Annotated in this window: 20 protein-coding genes and 2 pseudogenes; 19 read left to right on the forward strand and 3 right to left on the reverse strand. The window is 62.4% G+C overall.

The window, feature by feature from the left end:
* Positions 1-83: 83 nt before the first annotated feature.
* From IB249_RS09380 to IB249_RS09415, 8 genes are all read left to right on the forward strand, one after another.
* Positions 84-674 carry an amino acid synthesis family protein gene (locus tag IB249_RS09380; RefSeq protein WP_192303843.1) on the forward strand — a complete coding sequence of 197 codons (591 nt, stop codon included), beginning with the start codon at positions 84-86 and terminating at the stop codon, positions 672-674.
* 43 nt (positions 675-717) lie between these two features.
* Entirely contained in the window at positions 718-1,551 is an 834-nt protein-coding gene (locus IB249_RS09385) for an alpha/beta fold hydrolase (RefSeq protein ID WP_192303845.1), read from the forward strand.
* On the forward strand, positions 1,548-3,029 hold the full coding sequence (locus IB249_RS09390) for an aldehyde dehydrogenase (RefSeq protein WP_192303847.1): 1,482 nt from the start codon (positions 1,548-1,550) through the stop codon (positions 3,027-3,029). Before IB249_RS09385 ends, IB249_RS09390 begins: the two co-directional genes overlap by 4 nt.
* A gap of 12 nt (positions 3,030-3,041) precedes the next feature.
* Complete coding sequence (locus IB249_RS09395) at positions 3,042-3,527, forward strand: flavin reductase family protein (protein ID WP_192303849.1); 486 nt, start codon at positions 3,042-3,044, stop codon at positions 3,525-3,527.
* A 136-nt stretch (positions 3,528-3,663) separates the two neighbouring features.
* Positions 3,664-5,136: an NAD-dependent succinate-semialdehyde dehydrogenase gene (locus tag IB249_RS09400; protein ID WP_192303851.1), complete on the forward strand. Its 1,473-nt coding sequence runs from the start codon at positions 3,664-3,666 to the stop codon at positions 5,134-5,136.
* Entirely contained in the window at positions 5,136-5,525 is a 390-nt protein-coding gene (locus tag IB249_RS09405) for a carboxymuconolactone decarboxylase family protein (RefSeq protein WP_192303853.1), read from the forward strand. Before IB249_RS09400 ends, IB249_RS09405 begins: the two co-directional genes overlap by 1 nt.
* Positions 5,526-5,610: 85 nt before the next feature.
* Entirely contained in the window at positions 5,611-6,363 is a 753-nt protein-coding gene (locus IB249_RS09410; RefSeq protein WP_192303855.1) for a GntR family transcriptional regulator, read from the forward strand.
* 2 nt (positions 6,364-6,365) lie between these two features.
* The gene (locus IB249_RS09415; RefSeq protein WP_192303857.1) at positions 6,366-6,929 is read left to right on the forward strand and encodes an NUDIX hydrolase; all 564 of its coding nucleotides are present in this window, start codon (positions 6,366-6,368) and stop codon (positions 6,927-6,929) included.
* Positions 6,930-7,049: 120 nt separating this feature from the next.
* Here IB249_RS09415 and IB249_RS09420 read toward each other — a convergent pair whose 3' ends face one another.
* Positions 7,050-7,346, reverse strand: a complete 297-nt coding sequence (locus IB249_RS09420) for a DUF1330 domain-containing protein (protein WP_192303859.1) — start codon at positions 7,344-7,346, stop codon at positions 7,050-7,052.
* 70 nt (positions 7,347-7,416) lie between these two features.
* Between IB249_RS09420 and ribBA the strand changes: the two genes are divergently transcribed.
* The 5 genes and pseudogenes from ribBA to IB249_RS09445 form a co-directional block, all read left to right on the forward strand.
* Positions 7,417-8,526, forward strand: coding sequence for a bifunctional 3,4-dihydroxy-2-butanone-4-phosphate synthase/GTP cyclohydrolase II (ribBA, locus tag IB249_RS09425; RefSeq protein ID WP_192303861.1), 1,110 nt, complete (start codon positions 7,417-7,419; stop codon positions 8,524-8,526).
* A 311-nt stretch (positions 8,527-8,837) separates the two neighbouring features.
* Positions 8,838-9,863 (forward strand): ABC transporter substrate-binding protein, encoded by a 1,026-nt coding sequence (locus tag IB249_RS09430; RefSeq protein ID WP_192303863.1) that lies wholly within the window; start codon positions 8,838-8,840, stop codon positions 9,861-9,863.
* Positions 9,860-10,789, forward strand: coding sequence for an ABC transporter permease (locus tag IB249_RS09435; RefSeq protein WP_192303866.1), 930 nt, complete (start codon positions 9,860-9,862; stop codon positions 10,787-10,789). The genes IB249_RS09430 and IB249_RS09435 overlap by 4 nt, the downstream gene beginning before the upstream one ends.
* Before the next feature lie 6 nt (positions 10,790-10,795).
* Complete coding sequence (locus IB249_RS09440) at positions 10,796-11,605, forward strand: ABC transporter permease (RefSeq protein ID WP_192303868.1); 810 nt, start codon at positions 10,796-10,798, stop codon at positions 11,603-11,605.
* 16 nt (positions 11,606-11,621) lie between these two features.
* Positions 11,622-12,710, forward strand: a pseudogene (locus IB249_RS09445) (ABC transporter ATP-binding protein); the annotation flags it as partial.
* Here IB249_RS09445 and IB249_RS30100 read toward each other — a convergent pair.
* A pseudogene (locus IB249_RS30100) lies at positions 12,632-12,802 on the reverse strand (hypothetical protein); the annotation flags it as partial. The pseudogenes IB249_RS09445 and IB249_RS30100 sit on opposite strands and share 79 nt — an antisense overlap.
* A gap of 256 nt (positions 12,803-13,058) precedes the next feature.
* Here IB249_RS30100 and IB249_RS09450 point away from each other — a divergent pair.
* Complete coding sequence (locus tag IB249_RS09450; protein WP_192303872.1) at positions 13,059-14,036, forward strand: TerC family protein; 978 nt, start codon at positions 13,059-13,061, stop codon at positions 14,034-14,036.
* A gap of 6 nt (positions 14,037-14,042) precedes the next feature.
* On the opposite strand, the gene IB249_RS09455 is transcribed toward IB249_RS09450, so the two are convergent.
* A complete protein-coding gene (locus tag IB249_RS09455; protein WP_192303874.1) occupies positions 14,043-15,452 on the reverse strand; it encodes a purine-cytosine permease family protein in 1,410 nt (469 codons plus the stop codon).
* Between the two features lie 323 nt (positions 15,453-15,775).
* Between IB249_RS09455 and IB249_RS09460 the strand changes: the two genes are divergently transcribed.
* The 5 genes from IB249_RS09460 to IB249_RS09480 all read left to right on the forward strand — a co-directional run bounded on the left by IB249_RS09460 (position 15,776) and on the right by IB249_RS09480 (position 19,775).
* A complete protein-coding gene (locus tag IB249_RS09460; protein WP_192303876.1) occupies positions 15,776-16,261 on the forward strand; it encodes a flavin reductase family protein in 486 nt (161 codons plus the stop codon).
* Positions 16,262-16,383: 122 nt separating this feature from the next.
* Positions 16,384-17,427 (forward strand): LLM class flavin-dependent oxidoreductase, encoded by a 1,044-nt coding sequence (locus IB249_RS09465; RefSeq protein ID WP_192303878.1) that lies wholly within the window; start codon positions 16,384-16,386, stop codon positions 17,425-17,427.
* Between the two features lie 61 nt (positions 17,428-17,488).
* Positions 17,489-17,641 (forward strand): hypothetical protein, encoded by a 153-nt coding sequence (locus IB249_RS09470; RefSeq protein WP_192303880.1) that lies wholly within the window; start codon positions 17,489-17,491, stop codon positions 17,639-17,641.
* A gap of 83 nt (positions 17,642-17,724) precedes the next feature.
* Positions 17,725-18,405 carry an isochorismatase family cysteine hydrolase gene (locus tag IB249_RS09475; RefSeq protein WP_192303882.1) on the forward strand — a complete coding sequence of 227 codons (681 nt, stop codon included), beginning with the start codon at positions 17,725-17,727 and terminating at the stop codon, positions 18,403-18,405.
* A 5-nt stretch (positions 18,406-18,410) separates the two neighbouring features.
* A complete protein-coding gene (locus IB249_RS09480; RefSeq protein ID WP_192303884.1) occupies positions 18,411-19,775 on the forward strand; it encodes a purine-cytosine permease family protein in 1,365 nt (454 codons plus the stop codon).
* Positions 19,776-19,893 lie beyond the last annotated feature (118 nt).

Raw genomic sequence — 19,893 nt, forward strand, 5'->3', positions numbered from 1 at the left:
AACCCGTTTCGGGCTCTTGCGTTGCCGGTATTATGGTATACCATCATACGCACAGACATCCTTCATCCCGTACGGAGCAGCTCATGAGTTTCGAAATCCGCAAGATCGTCAGCTATGTCGAGCAAACCTTTATCGAAGGCGGCAAAGCCACCGACACGCCGGTCACCATGATCGGCCTGGCCGTCGTCATGAAGAACCCATGGCTGGGTCGCGGCTTTGTCGAAGACCTGAAACCGGAAATTCGTGCCAACTGCTCCGATCTCGGTGCACTGATGGTCGAGCGCCTGGTGGGCCTGATCGGCGGTGCCGACAAGATCGTGGCCTACGGCAAGGCGGCAGTGGTCGGTGCCGATGGCGAAATCGAACACGCCTCGGCGGTCATCCATACCCTGCGCTTCGGCAACCACTATCGCGAAGCGGTCAAGGCCAAGAGCTACCTGAGCTTCACCAACAAGCGCGGCGGCCCGGGCACGTCGATCCAGATCCCGATGATGCACAAGGACGACGAAGGCCTGCGTTCGCACTACATCACCCTGGAAATGCAGATCGAAGACGCCCCGCGCGCCGACGAAATAGTCGTGGTCCTGGGTTGCGCCGACGGTGGCCGCCTGCACCCACGCATTGGCAACCGTTACATCGACCTGGAAGAACTGGCGGCCGAAAAAGCCCAGTAAGACGGGCCGGTCACAACAACAAAAAGGTATGCAGGAGCGCTCCATGATTCGGCTCACCGCTGAACGTACCCCGGCTGGCACCAGTTATCTGGCGACCGGCCAAGGCCAGCCCGTGGTATTGATCCACGGCGTGGGCCTGAATAAAGAAATGTGGGGCGGCCAGGTCGTTGGCCTCTCCACGAAGTACCGCGTGATCACTTACGACATGCTGGGTCATGGCGCCAGCCCGCGCCCGGAAAGCGGCACGCCGCTGCTGGGCTATGCCGACCAGTTGCTGGAACTGCTCGATCACCTGCAATTGCCCAGGGCTTCGGTGATCGGCTTTTCCATGGGCGGGCTGGTGGCGCGGGCGTTCGCCCTGCATTACCCGCAACGCCTGCAAGGCCTGGTGGTGCTCAACAGCGTGTTCAATCGCACCGCCGAGCAGCGCGCGGGCGTCATTGCCCGCACCGCCCAGGCGGCCGAGCACGGCCCGGATGCCAATGCCGAAGCAGCGCTGTCGCGCTGGTTCAGCCGTGAATACCAGGCGGCCAATCCGGCGCAGATCGCCGCCTTGCGCCAGACCCTGGCCCAGAATGACCCGCAGGGTTACCTGACCACCTATGAACTGTTCGCGACCCAGGACATGTACCGCGCCGATGACCTGGCGAGTATCCAGGCACCGACGCTGGTCGCCACCGGCGAGCTGGACCCCGGCTCCACCCCGGAAATGGCCCGGCAACTGGCCGAGCGCATTCCCGGCGCGACGGTTGCCGTGCTCGCCGAACAACGGCATATGATGCCCGTAGAATCGCCGCGCCTGGTCAACCAGCTGTTGCTGGAGTTTCTCGATACCGCGCACTCCCGACAAAACCATATAAAGGGGATCGTTGCATGACACTCGCACGCTTCCAGATGTGCATCGGCGGTGAATGGGTCGATGCCCTCTCGGGCAAGACCTTCGAAAGCCTGAACCCGGCCCTGGCCGAAGCCTGGGCCGAACTGCCCGATGCCGACGAAGCCGATGTCGAGCGCGCCGTGCAGGCGGCACAGAGCGCCTTCGACAGCCCGGCCTGGCGCGGCCTGAGCGCCACCGCCCGCGGCAAATTGCTGCGACGCCTGGGCGACCTGATCGCCGACAACAAGGAAAAACTGGCCCAGCTGGAAAGCCGCGACAACGGTAAGCTGATTCGCGAAACCCGTGGCCAGGTCGGCTACCTGCCGGAGTTTTTCCACTACACCGCAGGCCTGGCGGACAAACTCGAAGGCGGCACCCTGCCGCTGGACAAGCCGGACCTGTTTGCCTACACGGTGCACGAAGCCATGGGCGTGGTCGCCGCGATCATTCCCTGGAACAGCCCGCTGTACCTGACGGCAATCAAGCTGGCGCCGGCCCTGGCCGCGGGCAACACCATCGTGATCAAGCCCTCGGAGCATGCCTCGGCGACCATTCTCGAACTGGCGCGCCTGGCCCTGGAAGCCGGCATTCCGCCGGGCGTGGTCAACGTCGTCACCGGCTATGGCCCGAGCGCCGGCGCCGCCCTCACCCGTCACCCGCTGGTACGCAAAATCGCCTTCACCGGCGGTGCGGCCACGGCGCGACACGTGGTGCGCAGCAGCGCAGAGAACTTCGCCAAGCTGTCGCTGGAACTGGGCGGCAAATCGCCAAACATCATCTTTGCCGACGCCGACCTCGACAGCGCGATCAACGGCGCCATCGCCGGGATCTATGCCGCCTCCGGGCAGAGCTGCGTATCCGGTTCACGCCTGCTGGTGCAGGACGAGATCTACGACGAATTCGTCAACCGCCTGGTGGAACGTGCCCGGCGCATCCGCATCGGCAACCCGCAGGACGACAGCAGTGAAATGGGCCCGATGGCCACCGCACAGCAACTGGCAGTGGTCGAAGGCCTGGTGGCCGATGCCGTCGCCGAAGGGGCACGCCTGCGCCTTGGCGGCAAGCGCCCGACCGGCGTGGGTGACGGCTGGTTCTATGAACCGACGCTGTTCGAGTGCGACCGCAATTCGATGAAGATCATGCAGGAAGAAGTCTTTGGTCCGGTGGCCTCGGTCATCCGTTTCAAGGACGAAGCCGAGGCACTGGCGATCGCCAACGACTCGCAGTTCGGCCTCGCCGCCGGCATCTGGACCCGCGACCTGGGTCGCGCCCACCGCCTCGCGCGGGACGTGCGCTCGGGGATCATCTGGGTCAACACTTACCGTGCGGTCTCGGCCATGGCGCCGATCGGCGGTTTCAAGAACAGTGGCTATGGACGCGAAAGCGGCATCGATTCGGTGCTGGCCTACACCGAACTGAAAACGGTGTGGATCAACCTCTCACAGGCACCGATGCCTGACCCGTTTGTGATGCGTTAGGAGACCACCGACATGATCGAACCCGGCATTTACAAAGACGTCATGAGCTCCTTTCCTTCCGGGGTCACGGTGGTCACCACCCTGGACCCGGACGGCGGCATCGTCGGCATCACCGCCAGCGCGTTCAGCGCGCTGTCGATCGACCCGGCCCTGGTGCTGTTCTGCCCCAACTATGCCTCGGACACCTACCCGGTCCTGCGTGACAGCAAGCAGTTCGCGATTCACCTGCTGTCCGCCGACCAGACCGCCGAAGCCTATGCGTTTGCCAGTAAGGGCAAGGACAAGGCCAAGGACATCGAGTGGCACCTGAGCGCCCTGGGCAACCCGTTGCTGGGCAAGGCCACGGCGATCATCGAGTGCGAGTTGTGGCGCGAATACGACGGTGGCGATCACGCCATCATCGTCGGCGCGGTGAAGAACCTGATCCTGCCCGAGCAGCCCGTCACGCCCATGATCTATCACAAAGGCAAGCTGGGCCCGCTGCCCACCCTGGCCTGACGTTTTCTTCACTGTGGGAGCGAGCCTGCTCGCGAAGCGGTGTGTCACTCACATTGATACCGAATGTGCCACCGTCTTCGCGAGCAGGCTCGCTCCCACAGGGAACTGCGTTTCTCACCACTTTTCAGGAGCCCGCATGAGCCCTGCAGCCTCGCAACTGTTCCGCCAGCAGGCCTACATCAATGGCCAATGGCTGGATGCGCCGGATGGCGCTTACCACGACATCTTCAACCCGGCCACCGGCGAACGGATCGGCCAGGTGCCGAACCTGGGCGCCGCGCATGCCCGGCAAGTCATCGCCGCCGCCAACGACGCCTGGCCGGCCTGGCGCGCCCTGACCGCCAAGGCGCGCAGCAACCTCCTCAAGCGCTGGCATGCGCTGATGATCGAGCAGGCCGATGCGCTGGCCGAGATCCTCACCCTCGAACAGGGCAAGCCGCTGGCCGAAGCCAAGGGCGAAATCCTCTACGCCGCCAGTTTCATCGAGTGGTTTGCCGAAGAGGCCAAGCGCATCTATGGCGACACCATTCCCAGCCATAGAGGCGATGCGCGCATCGTCGTCAGCAAAGAGCCGATCGGGGTGGTCGCGGCCATCACACCGTGGAATTTCCCGGCGGCGATGATCACCCGCAAGGCGGGCCCGGCATTGGCGGCTGGCTGCCCCTGCATCGTCAAGCCGGCACCGGAAACGCCGTTCTCGGCACTGGCCATGGCCGCCCTGGCGGAACAGGCCGGCATCCCGCCGGGCATCTTCAACGTGATCACCGGCGACGCCGTGGCCATCGGCGGCGAGCTGACCAGCAGCCCGTTGGTGCGCAAGCTGTCGTTCACCGGCTCGACCGGGATCGGCAAGCTGCTGATGGCGCAATGTGCGCCAACCCTGAAAAAAGTCTCCCTGGAACTGGGTGGCAACGCGCCCTTCATCGTGTTCGACGACGCCAACCTGGAGCGTGCCGTGGAAGGTGCGCTGATCGCCAAGTTCCGCAATGCCGGGCAGACCTGCGTGTGCGTCAACCGCTTCCTGGTGCAGGCGGGCATTCACGACGCATTCGTCGCTCGCCTGGCCGAACGCGTGGCGCAACTGAACGTCGGCAATGGCTTTGATCAGGGGGTGACCCAGGGGCCGCTGATCAACGAACGCGCGGTGGCCAAGGTCGAAGACCACGTGCAAGACGCCCTCGCCCACGGCGCGCAACTGTTGTGCGGCGGTGAACGACATGCCCTTGGCCACGGCTTTTTCCAGCCGACCGTGCTGGCCGGCCTGACGTCATCGATGAAGGTCGCCCGCGAAGAAACCTTCGGTCCGCTGGCCGCCGTGTTCCGCTTCGACAGCGAAGCCGAGGCGATCCACCTGGCCAACGACACCGAGTTCGGCCTGGCCGCTTACTGCTACACCCGCGACCTCGGCCGCGCCTGGCGCATGAGCGAAGCGCTGGAGTACGGCATGGTCGGGATCAACGAAGGGCTGATCTCCACCGAAGTGGCGCCGTTCGGTGGCATCAAGTCCTCGGGCCTTGGCCGGGAAGGATCGAAGTACGGCATCGAAGATTACCTGGAGCTCAAATACACCCTGATGGGCGGGCTCGATGACGTTGGGAGCACCCGTTGATGAAAAACGAAAAGTACGAACAGGGCCTGAACATCCGCACGCAGGTGCTCGGTGAAGCCTACGTCAAGCGCTCCATCGAGAACGCCGACGACTTCACCCGGCCCTTGCAGGAAATGGTCACCGAGTACTGCTGGGGCCATGTCTGGGGCCGCGAGGGTTTGTCGCTTAAAGAGCGCAGCATGATAAACTTGGCCATGATTTCGGCCCTCAATCGGCCGCACGAACTCAAGCTGCATGTACGCGGCGCCTTGCGTAACGGGCTGAGTCGTGAACAAATACGCGAAATTCTGCTTCAGGTCGGTATTTATTGCGGTGTCCCCGCTGCGGTGGACAGTTTCCGGCTCGCCCGTGAAGCGTTCGCCGAAGCCGACGCCGAGGCCTCCAGTTAACCTTGCTGTTTTGATTGATCGAGCACGATGATCCACGGGTCGAAGTGCTCTTTTTGCATGGACAGCCACACTCAGAGCGGACCCCATGAAACGCCTGCCACTCGACGACAGCTTCAAGGTCAATCGCAACCCCGTTACCCTGCGCGAAATCGTGCTGGATAAACTGCGAAGCGCCATCATGAACTTCCAGCTCATGCCGGGAGACCGTCTGGTCGAGCGTGACCTGTGCGATCGCCTGGGGGTCAGCCGTACCTCCGTTCGCGAAGCCTTGCGCCACCTGGAATCCGAAGGCCTGGTGGAGTTCGCCGACGCCAAGGGCCCACGGGTCGCGATCATCACCCTGGCCGATGCCGTCGACATCTACGAATTGCGTTGCGTGCTCGAAGGCCTGATCGTCCAGCTGTTCACCCTGCGGGCCAAGGCCAAGGACATCAAAGCCCTGGAAAAAGCCCTGGAGGAAAACCGCAAGGCCCTCAAGGAAGGCGAACTGCAACAGGTGATCGACTCGGTCCAGGGGTTCTACGACGTGTTGCTCGAAGGCTCCGGCAACCACGTGGCGGCGACCCAGCTGCGTCAGTTGCAGGCACGCATCAGCTACCTGCGGGCGACCTCGGTGTCCCAGGAAAACCGCCGGGGTGCGAGCAACCAGGAAATGGAACGCATGGTCGAGGCGATCAAGGCGGGCGACCCGCTGGTGGCGCACCAGGCCTGCGTCGATCACGTCCGCGCCGCAGCGGCGGTGGCGCTGGAGTACCTCAAGCGCAAACAGGAAGAGACCGGGGACATCCCCGAGATCACCCTGCCCATCGCGCTCAAAGAACCGCGCATAGGTCGCTGATCATGTTCAGCCCGAGCTTTTGCCCACGGTGTGGCGGCAACGACCTCAAGTCGCAGCGGCCACCGGGTGATACGCACGAGCGCCTGATGTGCTGCGGTTGCGGCTACATCCACTACGTCAATCCGAAGATCATCGCCGGCTGCATCATCGAGCAGGACGGCAAGTACCTGTTGTGCCAGCGCGCCATTCCGCCACGACCCGGCACCTGGACGCTGCCGGCCGGCTTCATGGAAGGCGGCGAAACCACCGAACAGGCGGCGCTGCGTGAAGTCTGGGAAGAAAGCGGCGTGCGTGCGGAAATCCACTCGCCGTACTCGATCTTCAGCGTGCCGAAAATCAGCGAGGTGTACATCATCTATCGCGCCATCGCGCTGGAGATCACCGGCCAGTACGGGCCGGAAACCCTCGACTACAAATTCTTCGCACCCGAGGACATCCCCTGGGACAGCATCTACTACCCGGCCATCCGGCAGATCCTCGAACGCTACATCGAAGAACGCCAGGCCGGGGTCTATGGCATCTACATCGGTAACGACGACACCGGGAAGATTCATTTTATTCGGTGAATCCCCAATTCCCTGTGGGAGCGAGCCTGCTCGCGATGGCGTCAGCAAGGTCGACATCCATGGCGCCTGACACACCGTCATCGCGAGCAGGCTCGCTCCCACAACGTTTTTTAGTGTTGATCAGAGCGGCGCCACGCCCTCGACAATGATCACCTCCGCCCGCGCCACGCCTTCGCGGTGCCCTTTGGCCTCCTGATACTCACTGGACTGGTAGCACGCCAGCGCCTGCTCGTAGGAATCGAACTCGATGACCACGCTGCGCTGCGGTGTCGGTCGACCTTCCATCGCCTGGCTGCGCCCGCCCCGGGCCAGCAACCGGCCACCGTACAGCGCGAAAGCCGCTGGCGCCCGCTGGGTGTAGTGACTGTATTGATCGGGATCGGTGACATCCACGTGAGCTATCCAGTACGCCTTCATAGTGACCTCTCGGTTTATTTTGTATTATGGTATACCACAAAGTATCCCCATCAAACATCGAGAGTTCAACATGGCGTTCAACAGCATCGAAGAAATCATCGAAGACTATCGCCAAGGCAAGATGGTGCTTCTGGTGGACGACGAAGATCGGGAAAACGAAGGCGACCTGCTGCTCGCGGCCGACTGCTGCACGGCCGAGGCCATCAGCTTCATGGCGCGGGAAGCGCGCGGCCTGATCTGCCTGACCCTGACCGACGATCACTGCCAGCGCCTCGGCCTGGAGCAGATGGTGCCGAGCAACGGCAGCGTGTTCAGCACCGCTTTCACCGTGTCCATCGAAGCCGCCGTCGGCGTGACCACCGGCATCTCCGCCGCTGACCGCGCGCGCACGGTTGCCGCGGCCGTCGCGGCGGGTGCCGGCCCCGCCGACCTGGTGCAACCGGGGCACATCTTCCCGCTGCGCGCCAAGGAAGGCGGCGTGCTGACCCGCGCCGGCCACACCGAAGCCGGTTGCGACCTGGCGCGCCTGGCCGGGTTGACCCCCGCCTCGGTGATCGTCGAAGTGATGAACGACGACGGCACCATGGCCCGCCGCCCCGACCTGGAGGTGTTCGCGCGCAAACACGGGATCAAGATCGGCACCATCGCCGACCTGATCCACTATCGCCTCAGCACCGAACACACGGTGGTGCGCATCGGCGAACGCGAATTGCCGACGGTGCACGGCACCTTTCGTCTGATTACGTTCGAGGACCGCATCGAAGGCGGTGTCCACATGGCCATGGTGATGGGTGAGCTGCGCCGGGACGAACCCACGCTGGTGCGCGTGCACGTCATCGACCCGCTGCGCGATCTGGTGGGCGCCGACTACAGCGGCCCCAGCAACTGGACGCTGTGGGCCGCCCTGCAACGGGTGGCCGAGGAAGGTCGCGGCGTGGTGGTGGTGCTGGCCAATCACGAATCATCCCAGGCGCTGCTCGAACGGGTGCCGCAACTGACCCAGCCGCCCCGGCAGTTCAGCCGCTCGCAATCGCGGATCTATTCTGAAGTGGGGACGGGCGCGCAGATCCTGCAAAACCTCGGCGTGGGCAAGCTGCGGCACCTGGGCCCGCCACTGAAGTATGCCGGTTTGACCGGATATGACCTGGAAGTGGTGGAGAGTATTCCTTTCACGGGATGACGCTACGCCACCCGTTGCGGGAGCGATTCTGCTCGCGATAAGGGACTGCCGTCGGTACGGCTTCGTCTGAGACACCGCGATCGCGAGCAGGCTCGCTCCCACGGAGATTGGGCGTTTCAAGGCAATACAGATCGAAGATAAAAAACCGGCCCAGCAGATAGCCGGTAAGGCAAAATGCTTGCACAAAGTTTGGAATACCATAATATGATATTCCATAGACCGGACGATCCTTCAGGGGCCGCACGGACCTACTGCTCCCGATAGGCGGGCATAAAAGCCCCGCTCATAAACACAACAATGAGGGCGTGAAAATGGTGTTGAACAAACGTGCAACCGCAGTACTTTTTGCGGGACTGCTGAGCGTGACCAGCCAGGCGTCGATGGCGGCCGAAAGCGTCAACTTCGTCAGCTGGGGCGGTAGCACCCAGGATGCACAGAAGCAGGCCTGGGCCGACCCGTTCAGCAAGGCCACCGGCATCACCGTGGTCCAGGATGGCCCGACCGACTACGGCAAACTCAAAGCCATGGTCGAAAGCGGCAACGTGCAGTGGGACGTGGTGGACGTCGAAGCCGACTTCGCCCTGCGCGCCGCCGCCGAAGGCCTGCTCGAACCCCTCGACTTTTCTGTCATCCAGCGCGACAAGATCGATCCACGATTCGTTTCCGACCACGGCGTCGGCTCGTTCTTCTTCTCCTTCGTCCTCGGCTACAACGAAGGCAAGCTCGGCGCCAGCAAACCCCAGGACTGGTCCGCGCTGTTCGACACCAAGACCTACCCCGGCAAACGCGCCCTCTACAAATGGCCAAGCCCTGGCGTGCTGGAACTGGCGCTGCTGGCCGACGGCGTCACCGCCGACAAGCTCTATCCGCTGGACCTGGACCGCGCCTTCAAGAAACTCGACACCATCAAGAAAGACATCGTCTGGTGGGGCGGCGGCGCGCAGTCGCAGCAACTGCTGGCCTCGGGCGAAGCGAGCATGGGCCAGTTCTGGAACGGCCGCATCCACGCCTTGCAGGAAGATGGCGCGCCGGTGGGCGTGAGCTGGAAACAGAACCTGGTCATGGCCGACATCCTGGTCGTGCCCAAGGGTTCGAAGAACAAGGACGCGGCCATGAAATTCCTGGCCAACGCGAGCAGTGCCAAGGGACAGGCTGACTTCTCCAACCTGACCGCCTATGCCCCGGTCAACGTCGACAGCGTGGCGCGCCTGGATTCGGTGCTGGCCCCTAACCTGCCGACCGCTTATGCCAAGGATCAAATCACTCTCGATTTCGCGTACTGGGCCAAGAACGGTCAAGCCATCGCGACACGGTGGAACGAATGGCTGGTCAAATGAAAATGACGGCATCCACGCCGACCCGGGGCGCCGCTGGCGCCCTCGGGGCCGTACCCGGCAAAGCGGCGATGGCCAATCAAAGCCCAAGCCTGGCCCAGCGCTGGCGCGGCTCGAGCAACCTGATCCCGGCGCTGCTGTTCCTCGGCCTGTTCTTCCTCGCACCGCTGATCGGCCTGCTGCTGCGCGGCGTGCTCGAACCGGTGCCGGGCCTTGGCAACTATGAACAACTGTTCGCCAACTCCGCGTACGCCCGGGTATTGATCAATACCTTCTCGGTGGCCGGGCTGGTGACCCTGTTCAGCCTGCTGCTGGGCTTTCCGCTGGCCTGGGCGATCACCCTCGTGCCCCGTGGCTGGGGGCGCTGGATCCTCAACATCGTGCTGCTGTCGATGTGGACCAGCCTCCTCGCCCGCACCTATTCCTGGCTGGTGCTGCTGCAAGCCTCCGGGGTGATCAACAAGGCGTTGATGGCGATGGGCATCATCGATCAACCGCTGGAGATGGTGCACAACCTGACCGGCGTGGTGATCGGCATGAGCTACATCATGATCCCGTTCATCGTACTGCCCCTGCAGGCGACCATGCAGGCCATCGACCCGATGATCCTGCAAGCCGGCTCGATCTGTGGCGCCAGCCCGTGGACCAACTTCTTCCGGGTGTTCCTGCCGCTGTGCCGGCCGGGGCTGTTCTCCGGCGGCCTGATGGTGTTCGTGATGTCGCTCGGTTACTACGTCACCCCGGCCCTGCTGGGCGGTGCGCAGAACATGATGCTGCCCGAGTTCATCATTCAGCAGGTGCAATCGTTCCTCAACTGGGGGCTGGCCAGCGCCGGCGCCGCGTTGCTGATCGTCATCACGCTGGTGCTGTTCTACTTCTACCTGAAGCTTCAGCCGGAATCCCCGGTTGGCGCCAGCAACGCGAGGTAAGCCGTCATGCTCCTGACTCCCAATGCGATGAGCCGGCGCATGCGCTTCGGCCTGTATTTCACCACGGGCCTGATCGCACTGTTCCTGCTGTTGCCCATCGTGTTCATCGTGCTGCTGTCGTTCGGCTCCTCCCAGTGGCTGGTGTTCCCACCGCCGGGCTGGACGCTGAAATGGTACGGCCAGTTCTTTTCCAATGCCGACTGGATGAACGCGGCCATGGCCAGCCTGAAGGTCGCGGTGCTGACCACGTTCTTCGCCGTGGCGCTTGGCCTGCCCACCGCGTTTGCCCTGGTGCGCGGACGCTTTCCCGGACGGGAAATGCTCTACGGCCTGTTCACCCTGCCGATGATCGTGCCACTGGTGATCATTGCAGTCGCGGTGTACGCGCTGTTCCTCAAGCTGGGCTACACCGGGACGATGTTCGCCTTCGTGGTCAGCCATGTGATCGTGGCGCTGCCGTTCACCATCATCTCGATCATCAACTCGCTGAAACTGTTCGATCAGTCGATCGAAGACGCGGCGGTGATCTGCGGCGCCTCGCGCCTGCAAGCGGTGTTCAAGGTGACCTTCCCGGCGATCCGTCCCGGCATGGTGGCCGGCGCCCTCTTCGCCTTCCTGGTCTCGTGGGACGAAGTGGTGCTGAGCGTGATGATGGCCAGCCCGACCCTGCAAACCCTTCCCGTGAAAATGTGGACCACCCTGCGCCAGGACCTGACGCCTGTGATCGCCGTCGCCTCGACGCTGCTGATCGGCCTCTCGGTCCTGGTCATGGTGATCGCCGCCGCCCTTCGCCGGCGCAATGAAATCAGCGTTTGAGCGCCAGGAGAACGACATGAGTGCAGTGATCAAAGATGCCGCGCAGGCAAATGACCAACCCTTGGTCAGCCTGCGCAACCTGAACAAGTACTACGGCGAATTCGCCGCCGTGGACAACATCGCGCTGGACATCAAGGAGGGTGAATTCCTCACCTTCCTCGGCTCCAGCGGCTCGGGCAAAAGTACCACCCTGTCGATGCTCGCCGGCTTTGAAACGCCCAGCAGCGGCGAAATCCTGGTCGACGGCAAATCCCTGGTCAACGTGCCGCCGCACAAACGCGACATCGGCATGGTGTTCCAGCGTTATTCGTTGTTCCCGCACCTGTCGGTGCGCGACAACATCGCCTTCCCGCTGGCGATCCGCAAGCTGGACAGCGCCGAACGCGAACGCCGGGTCGATGCCATGCTCAGGCTGGTGCAACTCGAACCCTTCGCCCATCGCCGCCCTTCGCAATTGTCCGGCGGCCAGCAGCAACGCGTCGCCATCGCCCGGGCGCTGGTCTATGAGCCACGTATCCTGCTGATGGACGAACCGCTCGGTGCGCTCGACAAGAAGTTGCGTGAAGACCTGCAGGACGAATTGCGTCAGTTGCACCGGCGCCTTGGCATCACCATCGTCTACGTGACCCACGACCAGGAAGAAGCCATGCGCCTGTCCCAGCGCATTGCGATTTTCAGCCACGGCAAGATCGTCGGCCTGGGCAGTGGCTATGACCTGTACCAGAACCCGCCGAATGCGTTTGTGGCGTCGTTCCTGGGCAACTCGAACTTCCTCAAGCTCAAGGCCCAGGGCAATGCCGTGGCATCGTTCGAAGGCCAGTCGCTGTCCATCCGCCTGACGCCCGGGCTGCAGACCGATCAGGATGTGCTGCTGATGGTGCGCCCGGAAAAGGCGCTGGCGCTGAGTGTCGAACAAGCCGCCCAGGAACCGCTGGCGGCAGGCTGGAACCAGGTGTCGGCGATTGTCGGCGAAGTGTTGTTCCTGGGCGAAAGCCAGACCTGCACGGTGAAAACCCTGGGCGGCACCTCGATGACGGTCAAGGCGCTGTCAGCGGCGGGCATGCCGCTCAAGGCTGGCGATCCGGTGCGCGTGCGCTGGGCCACGACCGATGCCTGCGTGTACACCGAGTGGGCCGAAAGCGACTTGAACAAGGCCGCTGGCGCCCATTGATCACAGCGTCCCCCTCGGGCCGCCACAACGTCGGGTTGTGGCGGCCTTTTTTTTCAATCCGACTGCCCCTGGCTTTCACCGCAAAACCTGTGGGCGCTGGCCTGCTCGCGATGAATGTGCAGTCACCACAGACGGCCAGACAAGCCGTCTGATCATTGACAACACGAGCAACACTTCGGAAAAACCGAATGACTGCGACGAAATAAACGATTTTTCTCCCGCACAACCCTTTCGCTAGCATGGCGCCGTCTACCCACAAACGGTTCAGTCAGGGAGAGCGCCATGCCAGCCACGCACATCAGTATCGGTGAGCCCTGGATGTGGGGCGCCTTCATCGTCTTCGTACTGGCGATGCTGGCCCTGGATCTGTTTGTCTTCGGTGGTCGCAAGGCCCATCGGGTGTCCGTCCGCGAAGCCGGGGGCTGGGTGATTGCCTGGTGCCTGCTGGCCCTGGCATTTGCAGGTCTGCTCTGGTGGTATCTGAACGCTGAGTTCGGCGCCGAGATTGCCCGCGACAAAACCCTCGAATTCCTCACCGGTTACCTGATCGAACAGTCGCTGTCGATCGACAACATGTTCGTGTTCGTGATGATCTTCGGTTATTTCGCGGTGCCCCCGCCGTTACAGCGTCGCGTGCTCCTGTACGGCGTACTCGGGGCAATCGTGATGCGCGCGGCAATGATCTTCGCCGGCGTTTGGCTGGTCTCGCAGTTCACCTGGCTGCTGTATGTGTTCGGCGTGTTCCTGATCATTACCGGGATCAAGATGCTGATGTTCGCCGACAAGCAACCGGACCTGGACAACAATCCGTTGCTGCGCTGGATACGCGGCCACATGCGCATCACCCCTGGCTTTCACGGCGAACGTTTTTTCGTGGTGCTCAACGGTGTGCGCTGGGCCACGCCGATGTTTCTGGTGCTGGTGCTGATCGAGGCCAGCGACCTGATGTTCGCGGTCGACAGCATCCCGGCGATCTTCGCCGTCACCACCGACCCGTTCATCATTTTCACCTCGAACATATTCGCGATCATGGGCCTGCGAGCCCTGTACTTCCTGCTCGCCGACATGGCCGACCGCTTTCATTTGCTCAAGTATGGGCTGGCACTGGTGCTGGTGTTCATCGGCGGGAAGATGACGCTCATGCCGTGGTTCCACCTGCCTGTGGAATGGTCGCTGGCGGTGGTGGGCGTGGTGATTCTGGGGTCGGTGGGGTTGAGCCTGATCCTCACCCGCAAGGAGAACCGCACCCAACCCCAGTAATCGCAGTCAGTCGGTGTAGCCCAGGCGCGCCGCCTTGCTCGCTGGCTGAGTCTCGCCGCGCGTCGCCAGGCAGTAATACAGCGGGCAAGTCACCACCAGGCCCACCAGCCAGGACAAATCCGCGCCTTCCACCAGGTTCGCATACGGCCCGACGTACAGCGAGGTATTGGCAAACGGCAGCTGCACGATAATCCCGATGAAATACGCCACGATCGCATGCAGGTTGAAGCGGCCATAAACCCCGCCATCAGCGCGGAAAATCGACGCGATGTCGTAGCAGCCGCGCTTGATCAGGTAGAAGTCGATCAGGTTGATCGAAGCCCACGGCACCAGCACCAGCAACAGGGCCAGGATCAGGCCGATGAATTGCGAGATGAAGTCCGCCGTCGCCCCCAGCGCCACCAGGCAGCAGCCGGCCAGCACCACGCTCGACAACACCACGCGCACCTTGATGCTCGGGGTCCATTGACTGGCGAAGGTCTGGATCGAGGTGATGATCGACAACACCGCGCCATACAGATTCAAGGCGTTGTGGCTGATGATGTTGAGCAGGAACAGCACCATCAGGATCGGTCCCAGCCAGCCGGTCGACTGCTTGACCGCGGCCATCGCGTCGGTGCCTTGCGGGGTCGCCAGCACGGCCACTGCGCCAAAGGCGAAGGACAGGATGGTGCCCAGGGTGGCGCCCAGGTACGTGGCGAAGAATGGGCGAACGATGCCGATGTCGGCCGGCAGGTAGCGCGAGTAATCCGACACGTACGGCGAGAAGCTGATCTGCCAGATGATCCCCAGCGACACCGTCGCCAGCCAGCCCGACAGGTTGAAACCGCCACGGGTGAAGAAGTCCGCCGGCAGGTCATGGGCAAAGATGTAGAGAAACCCGGCGAGCAACGCGCTGCCCATGACCCAGGTGCCGATGCGGTTCAAGGTGTGGATGAAGCGGTAGCCGATCACCCCGATGGCGGTGGCGCTGAGGGCACCGATCAGGATGCTCGCCGGCACCGGCACCGACGGGGCAATCCCGACGATCGACTTGCCAGCCAGCACGATGTTGGAAATGAAGAACCCGATGTAGATGATCGCCGCGAAGAACACGATCAGCAGCGCGCCGTAGCGACCGAACTGGCCACGGCTCTGCACCATCTGCGGAATGCCCATGCGCGGGCCTTGCGCTGAAGCGAGGGCGATCACCAACCCGCCGATCATGTGCCCCAGGGCAATCGCCAGCAGCCCCCAGAACAGGTCGAGGTGGAACACCTGGACCACCATGGCGCCGGTGACGATGGGCAGCGGCGCGATGTTGGTGCTGAACCATAAGGTGAACAGGTCGCGGGCCTTCCCGTGGCGTTCCGCGAGTGGGACGTAATCGACCGTGTGATTCTCGATCAGGGGGTCTTGCCGGGACATCTGGGACATGTGCATGAACTCGAGTTTGTCTGATCTTATAGTTGTACGAAGCCAAACCGGGGGTGCTCTGTGGCCCCCCTCAGATGCGAGCCATATTATGGTATTCCAAGCTTTTGACAAGGCTGATCCGGTGTTTAAAACGTCCCCTGATACGCTTTCCTGACGAATGACCGGCGACAAAAAACTATTGGAACCCCTGTAATCATTGGCCCACACCGCAGCTCCTGACGTTTATCGGCACGTCTGAAAAAGCGCTTGCAAACGACGTATTACGGTATACCATCATACCTACAAATTCATAAAAACCCGCTTCACCGCCAGAGGACCGTCCCATGATCGATGCCGCCATCTACAAACAAGTGATGGGTTCGTTTCCGTCCGGGGTCACCGTGATCACCACGCTCGATGACGACGGGCAAATCGTCGGCCTGACCGCCAGCGCCTTCAGCTCGCTGTCCATGGACCCGGCCCTGGTGCTGTTCTGCCCCAACTACAGCTCCGACTCCTACCCGGTCCTGATCAGGAACAAGCGTTTCGCCATCCACGTGCTGTCCGGCGGCCAGCAAAGCGAAGCCTATGCGTTCGCGCGCAAAGGCAAGGACAAGGCCCAAGGCATCGAATGGACGTTGAGCGAGCTGGGCAATCCGATCCTGGCCAACGCCACGGCGGTGATCGAGTGCGAGCTGTGGCGCGAATATGAAGGGGGCGACCACGCAATCATGGTCGGCGCGGTAAAGAACCTGATCGTGCCGCAACAAAACGCCGGCCCGCTGGTGTACTGCCACGGCAAGATGGGCGCCCTGCCCGTGCTGGCCTGAAGCCCCTTTTCGCTCCCACCGGTCGAGCAGCAAAAAATTTGCAGTTAATTGGTATTATGGTATACCAATAATCAACAGCCCCGCAGTCGACGGGGCGACCACAAGAGATTCGAGGTAGCGTCATGAAATTTTCCCTGTTCGTACACATGGAACGTTGGGACGAAAGCGTCAGCCACCGCCAGTTGTTCGAAGACCTGACCGAACTGACCCTGCTGGCCGAAGCCGGTGGTTTCAGCACCGTGTGGATTGGCGAACACCACGCCATGGAATACACCATCTCGCCAAGCCCGATGCCGCTGCTGGCCTACCTGGCCGCCAAGACCACCACCATTCACCTGGGCGCCGGGACCATCATCGCGCCGTTCTGGCACCCGCTGCGGGTCGCCGGTGAATGCGCGCTGCTCGACGTGATCAGCAATGGCCGCATGGAAGTCGGCCTGGCCCGTGGCGCCTACCAGGTGGAATTCGACCGCATGGCCGGTGGCATGCCCGCCTCGAGCGGCGGCCAGGCCCTGCGCGAAATGGTGCCGGTGGTGCGTGCGCTGTGGCAGGGCGACTACGCCCACGATGGCGACATCTGGAAATTCCCGACCTCCACCAGCGTGCCCAAACCCATCCAGCAGCCGAACCCGCCGATGTGGATCGCGGCCCGCGACCCGGATTCGCACAACTTCGCCGTGGCCAACGGCTGCAACGTGATGGTCACGCCGCTGATGAAAGGCGACGAGGAAGTGCTCGACCTGAAGAACAAGTTCCAGGCCGCGCTGGACAACAACCCGGGCGTGCCGCGCCCGCAACTGATGGTCCTGCGTCACACCCATGTCCATGAAGCCAATGATCCCGAAGGCTGGAAAGTCGGGGCCAAGGCGATCTCGAAGTTCTACCGCACCTTCGATGCCTGGTTCGGCAACAAGCAAACGCCGGTCAACGGCTTCCTCGCCCCGAGCCCGGAAGAGAAGTTCGCCGGTCGTCCGGAGTTCGAACTGGACAGCCTGCACAAGACCGCCATGATCGGCACCCCGGAAGAAATCATTCCGCGCATCAAGTACTACCAGGAACTGGGTGTCGACGAATTCAGCTTCTGGTGCGATAACAGCCTGCCCCACGCGGAAAAGAAAAAGTCCCTGGAGCTGTTCATCAAACACGTGATCCCGGCTTTCCGCTGAGTTCATGACCTGCCCCCGGACGCGAAGCCCGGGGGCTGAATGACGTGCAGGATCGATTCCAATGCTGAACGATCATCCCCCCTCGATCACCCTGCCCTCCGGCGCCGAGCAGGCCTACCTGCGCGGCGAATGGACCGCTTCGCACATCCATCTCAAGCGCCTCCCCGCCAGCGTTTGCGCCAAGCAAAACGGCTTCTGGCAACCCGTTCACTAAGCATCGAACACCTCTTCACGCATCACAGCGCCTTCGCGGCACTGTGCGTTGCACCGTGTTTATGACTTGAACAGGTTGACCCAATGAACAATAAAAACAATGCGCTGCTGATTATCGATATGCAGCAGGAGGACAGCTTCGTCCTCGAACACGTCGACACCGTCGTGGCCAACGTCGCGACCCTCCTGCACGCTGCCCGCCGGCAGCGGATGCCCGTCATCTTCACCCGCCACATCAACCAGGCCGACGGCAGCGACCTGCCCCGCGGTGAACCCTGCGCCGCCGACGGTGGGCCCGACAGCTACCGCGCCGGCACCTGGCAAGTGGAGATCCTCGAAGCCCTGGCGCCACGAGCCGATGAGTGGATGGTGGACAAGGGCCGCTACAGCGCGTTTCACCGTACCGACCTGGATGCCCGTCTCAAGGCGCAAGGCATCGACACGCTGTTCATCTGCGGAGTGCTCACCGATGTCTGCGTGCTGACCAGCGTATTCGATGCGTTCGCCCTGGGTTATCACATTGGCCTGGTCAGCGACGCCTGCACCACGACCACCCTGGCCGGGCATCACAGCGCATTGTTGATCATGGCCAACTGGGTTTACTCGCTGGAAATCCTGACCAGCGAACAATGCCTGCGGGCTTTCCAGCGCCTCGACTACCTGAGCCTGAAGCCGCCGCGCCCGGACTTCTTCGCGCATCAACCGCACGAGTTCGAAAGCGCGCTCGCCCGCTTGCAATCCCACCTCGCCCGGACTCAGGAGTGATCGCCATGAACGTCGAAAAAAGAAGCATCGATTTCATCCCCGAAGCCGAGCGTCATGGTCAGCCCGGCTCGCTGTTCTTCATCTGGTTCGGCGCCAACATGAACATCACCACCATCGCCTCCGGCGTATTACCGGTGGTGATGGGGCTCAATCTGTTCTGGAGCGCCCTGGCAATCCTCATCGGTTCGCTGCTGGGGGCTGCTTTCATGGCCTCGCATTCCGCCCAGGGCCCGAAACTGGGCATTCCGCAAATGATCCAGAGCCGCGCGCAGTTCGGTGTGCTCGGCGCCGTCCTGCCATTGCTGTTCGTGATGCTCATCTACCTCGGCTTCTTCGTCAGCAACACTCTGCTGGCCGCCCAGGCACTGGCGTCGATAAGCCCACTGCCGACGAACGCCAACGTCTACCTGATCGGCGCGTTGTGCTTTGTGGTTGCGCTGTACGGCTATCGGCTGATCCATCGCCTGCAGAAGTGGCTGTCACTGCTCTCGCTGCTGGTGTTCGTTGGCGCAACGCTGCTGGCCTTGCAGCTACCGATACCGGCCGAACAGTGGCTCCCTGTTGGTTTTTCGCTGTCGAAGTTCATGTTGGGGGTGAGCATCGCGGTCACCTGGCAGTTGTCGTACGCGCCCTATGTCGCCGATTACTCGCGTTACCTGCCCAGTGCCACTTCGACCGCCAGGGTGTTCTGGTTCAGCTACGCCGGCACCGTCAGTGGTGGTGCATGGATGATGATCCTGGGCGCCATCCTCAGCGTCGGCATCGCAGATTTTTCCAGCAATGTCGGTGGCCACGTCGCCGGGCTGTTCGGCGGCGGCGCGTTGCTGTTGTTCCTGTTCATCCTGTACGGTCAGGTCTCGATCAACGTCTTCAACCTGTACGGGGCGTTCATGTCGACCATCACCGTGATCGAGCCCTTCGCCCGCTTCAAGGTCACACCCCGGGTGCGCGGCCTGTTCATGCTGATGATCAGCCTGCTGGCCACGGTGTTGTGCACCATCGGCCAGGACGATTTCGTCAGCTTCTTCCTCAACTTCATCTTTTTCATGAGCTACTTCCTGATCCCCTGGACGGCGATCAACCTGGTGGACTACTACTGCCTGCGCAAAGGCCAATACCGAATCGATGACATCTTCAACCTGAACGGGATCTACGGACGGATCAACTGGATCGCCTGCGGCAGCTTCCTGCTGGCGATCGTCCTGGAAATACCGTTCATGAACACCACGCTGTACGTAGGGCCGATGGCCAGCGCATTGGCCGGCGTGGACCTGGCCTGGCTCGTCGGCCTGCTGGTGCCGGCCCTCACTTACTACTGGCTGATGAGGCGGGCTCTGCGGATGCCAGTGGCAGCTGTCGTGTCCCGGTAAGATAAACCCACGACACCGACCCGGGTGGGTGTCGTGGGTGACGGCTCTTCTGCGAACCGGCGCTGGATGGTAAAACTCATCGCCAGGTTTTCTGTTCCAGCCTTCGGGAAAGGATTAA

It is taken from the genome of Pseudomonas sp. PDM04 (genome assembly GCF_014851765.1).
Taxonomy (GTDB): Bacteria; Pseudomonadota; Gammaproteobacteria; order Pseudomonadales; family Pseudomonadaceae; genus Aquipseudomonas.

Excerpts from the sequence above, each read along its gene's own strand:
- IB249_RS09430 (WP_192303863.1), top strand. The coding sequence starts at position 8,838 with ATGGTGTTGAACAAACGTGCAACCGCAGTACTTTTTGCGGGACTGCTG.
- IB249_RS09405 (WP_192303853.1), top strand. The coding sequence starts at position 5,136 with ATGAAAAACGAAAAGTACGAACAGGGCCTGAACATCCGCACGCAGGTG.
- IB249_RS09400 (WP_192303851.1), top strand. The coding sequence starts at position 3,664 with ATGAGCCCTGCAGCCTCGCAACTGTTCCGCCAGCAGGCCTACATCAAT.
- IB249_RS09460 (WP_192303876.1), top strand. The coding sequence starts at position 15,776 with ATGATCGATGCCGCCATCTACAAACAAGTGATGGGTTCGTTTCCGTCC.
- IB249_RS09465 (WP_192303878.1), top strand. The coding sequence starts at position 16,384 with ATGAAATTTTCCCTGTTCGTACACATGGAACGTTGGGACGAAAGCGTC.
- IB249_RS09475 (WP_192303882.1), top strand. The coding sequence starts at position 17,725 with ATGAACAATAAAAACAATGCGCTGCTGATTATCGATATGCAGCAGGAG.
- IB249_RS09395 (WP_192303849.1), top strand. The coding sequence starts at position 3,042 with ATGATCGAACCCGGCATTTACAAAGACGTCATGAGCTCCTTTCCTTCC.
- IB249_RS09480 (WP_192303884.1), top strand. The coding sequence starts at position 18,411 with ATGAACGTCGAAAAAAGAAGCATCGATTTCATCCCCGAAGCCGAGCGT.
- IB249_RS09415 (WP_192303857.1), top strand. The coding sequence starts at position 6,366 with ATGTTCAGCCCGAGCTTTTGCCCACGGTGTGGCGGCAACGACCTCAAG.
- IB249_RS09420 (WP_192303859.1), bottom strand. The coding sequence starts at position 7,346 with ATGAAGGCGTACTGGATAGCTCACGTGGATGTCACCGATCCCGATCAA.
- ribBA (WP_192303861.1), top strand. The coding sequence starts at position 7,417 with ATGGCGTTCAACAGCATCGAAGAAATCATCGAAGACTATCGCCAAGGC.
- IB249_RS09440 (WP_192303868.1), top strand. The coding sequence starts at position 10,796 with ATGCTCCTGACTCCCAATGCGATGAGCCGGCGCATGCGCTTCGGCCTG.
- IB249_RS09455 (WP_192303874.1), bottom strand. The coding sequence starts at position 15,452 with ATGTCCCAGATGTCCCGGCAAGACCCCCTGATCGAGAATCACACGGTC.
- IB249_RS09385 (WP_192303845.1), top strand. The coding sequence starts at position 718 with ATGATTCGGCTCACCGCTGAACGTACCCCGGCTGGCACCAGTTATCTG.
- IB249_RS09450 (WP_192303872.1), top strand. The coding sequence starts at position 13,059 with ATGCCAGCCACGCACATCAGTATCGGTGAGCCCTGGATGTGGGGCGCC.
- IB249_RS09390 (WP_192303847.1), top strand. The coding sequence starts at position 1,548 with ATGACACTCGCACGCTTCCAGATGTGCATCGGCGGTGAATGGGTCGAT.
- IB249_RS09435 (WP_192303866.1), top strand. The coding sequence starts at position 9,860 with ATGAAAATGACGGCATCCACGCCGACCCGGGGCGCCGCTGGCGCCCTC.
- IB249_RS09380 (WP_192303843.1), top strand. The coding sequence starts at position 84 with ATGAGTTTCGAAATCCGCAAGATCGTCAGCTATGTCGAGCAAACCTTT.
- IB249_RS09410 (WP_192303855.1), top strand. The coding sequence starts at position 5,611 with ATGAAACGCCTGCCACTCGACGACAGCTTCAAGGTCAATCGCAACCCC.
- IB249_RS09470 (WP_192303880.1), top strand. The coding sequence starts at position 17,489 with ATGCTGAACGATCATCCCCCCTCGATCACCCTGCCCTCCGGCGCCGAG.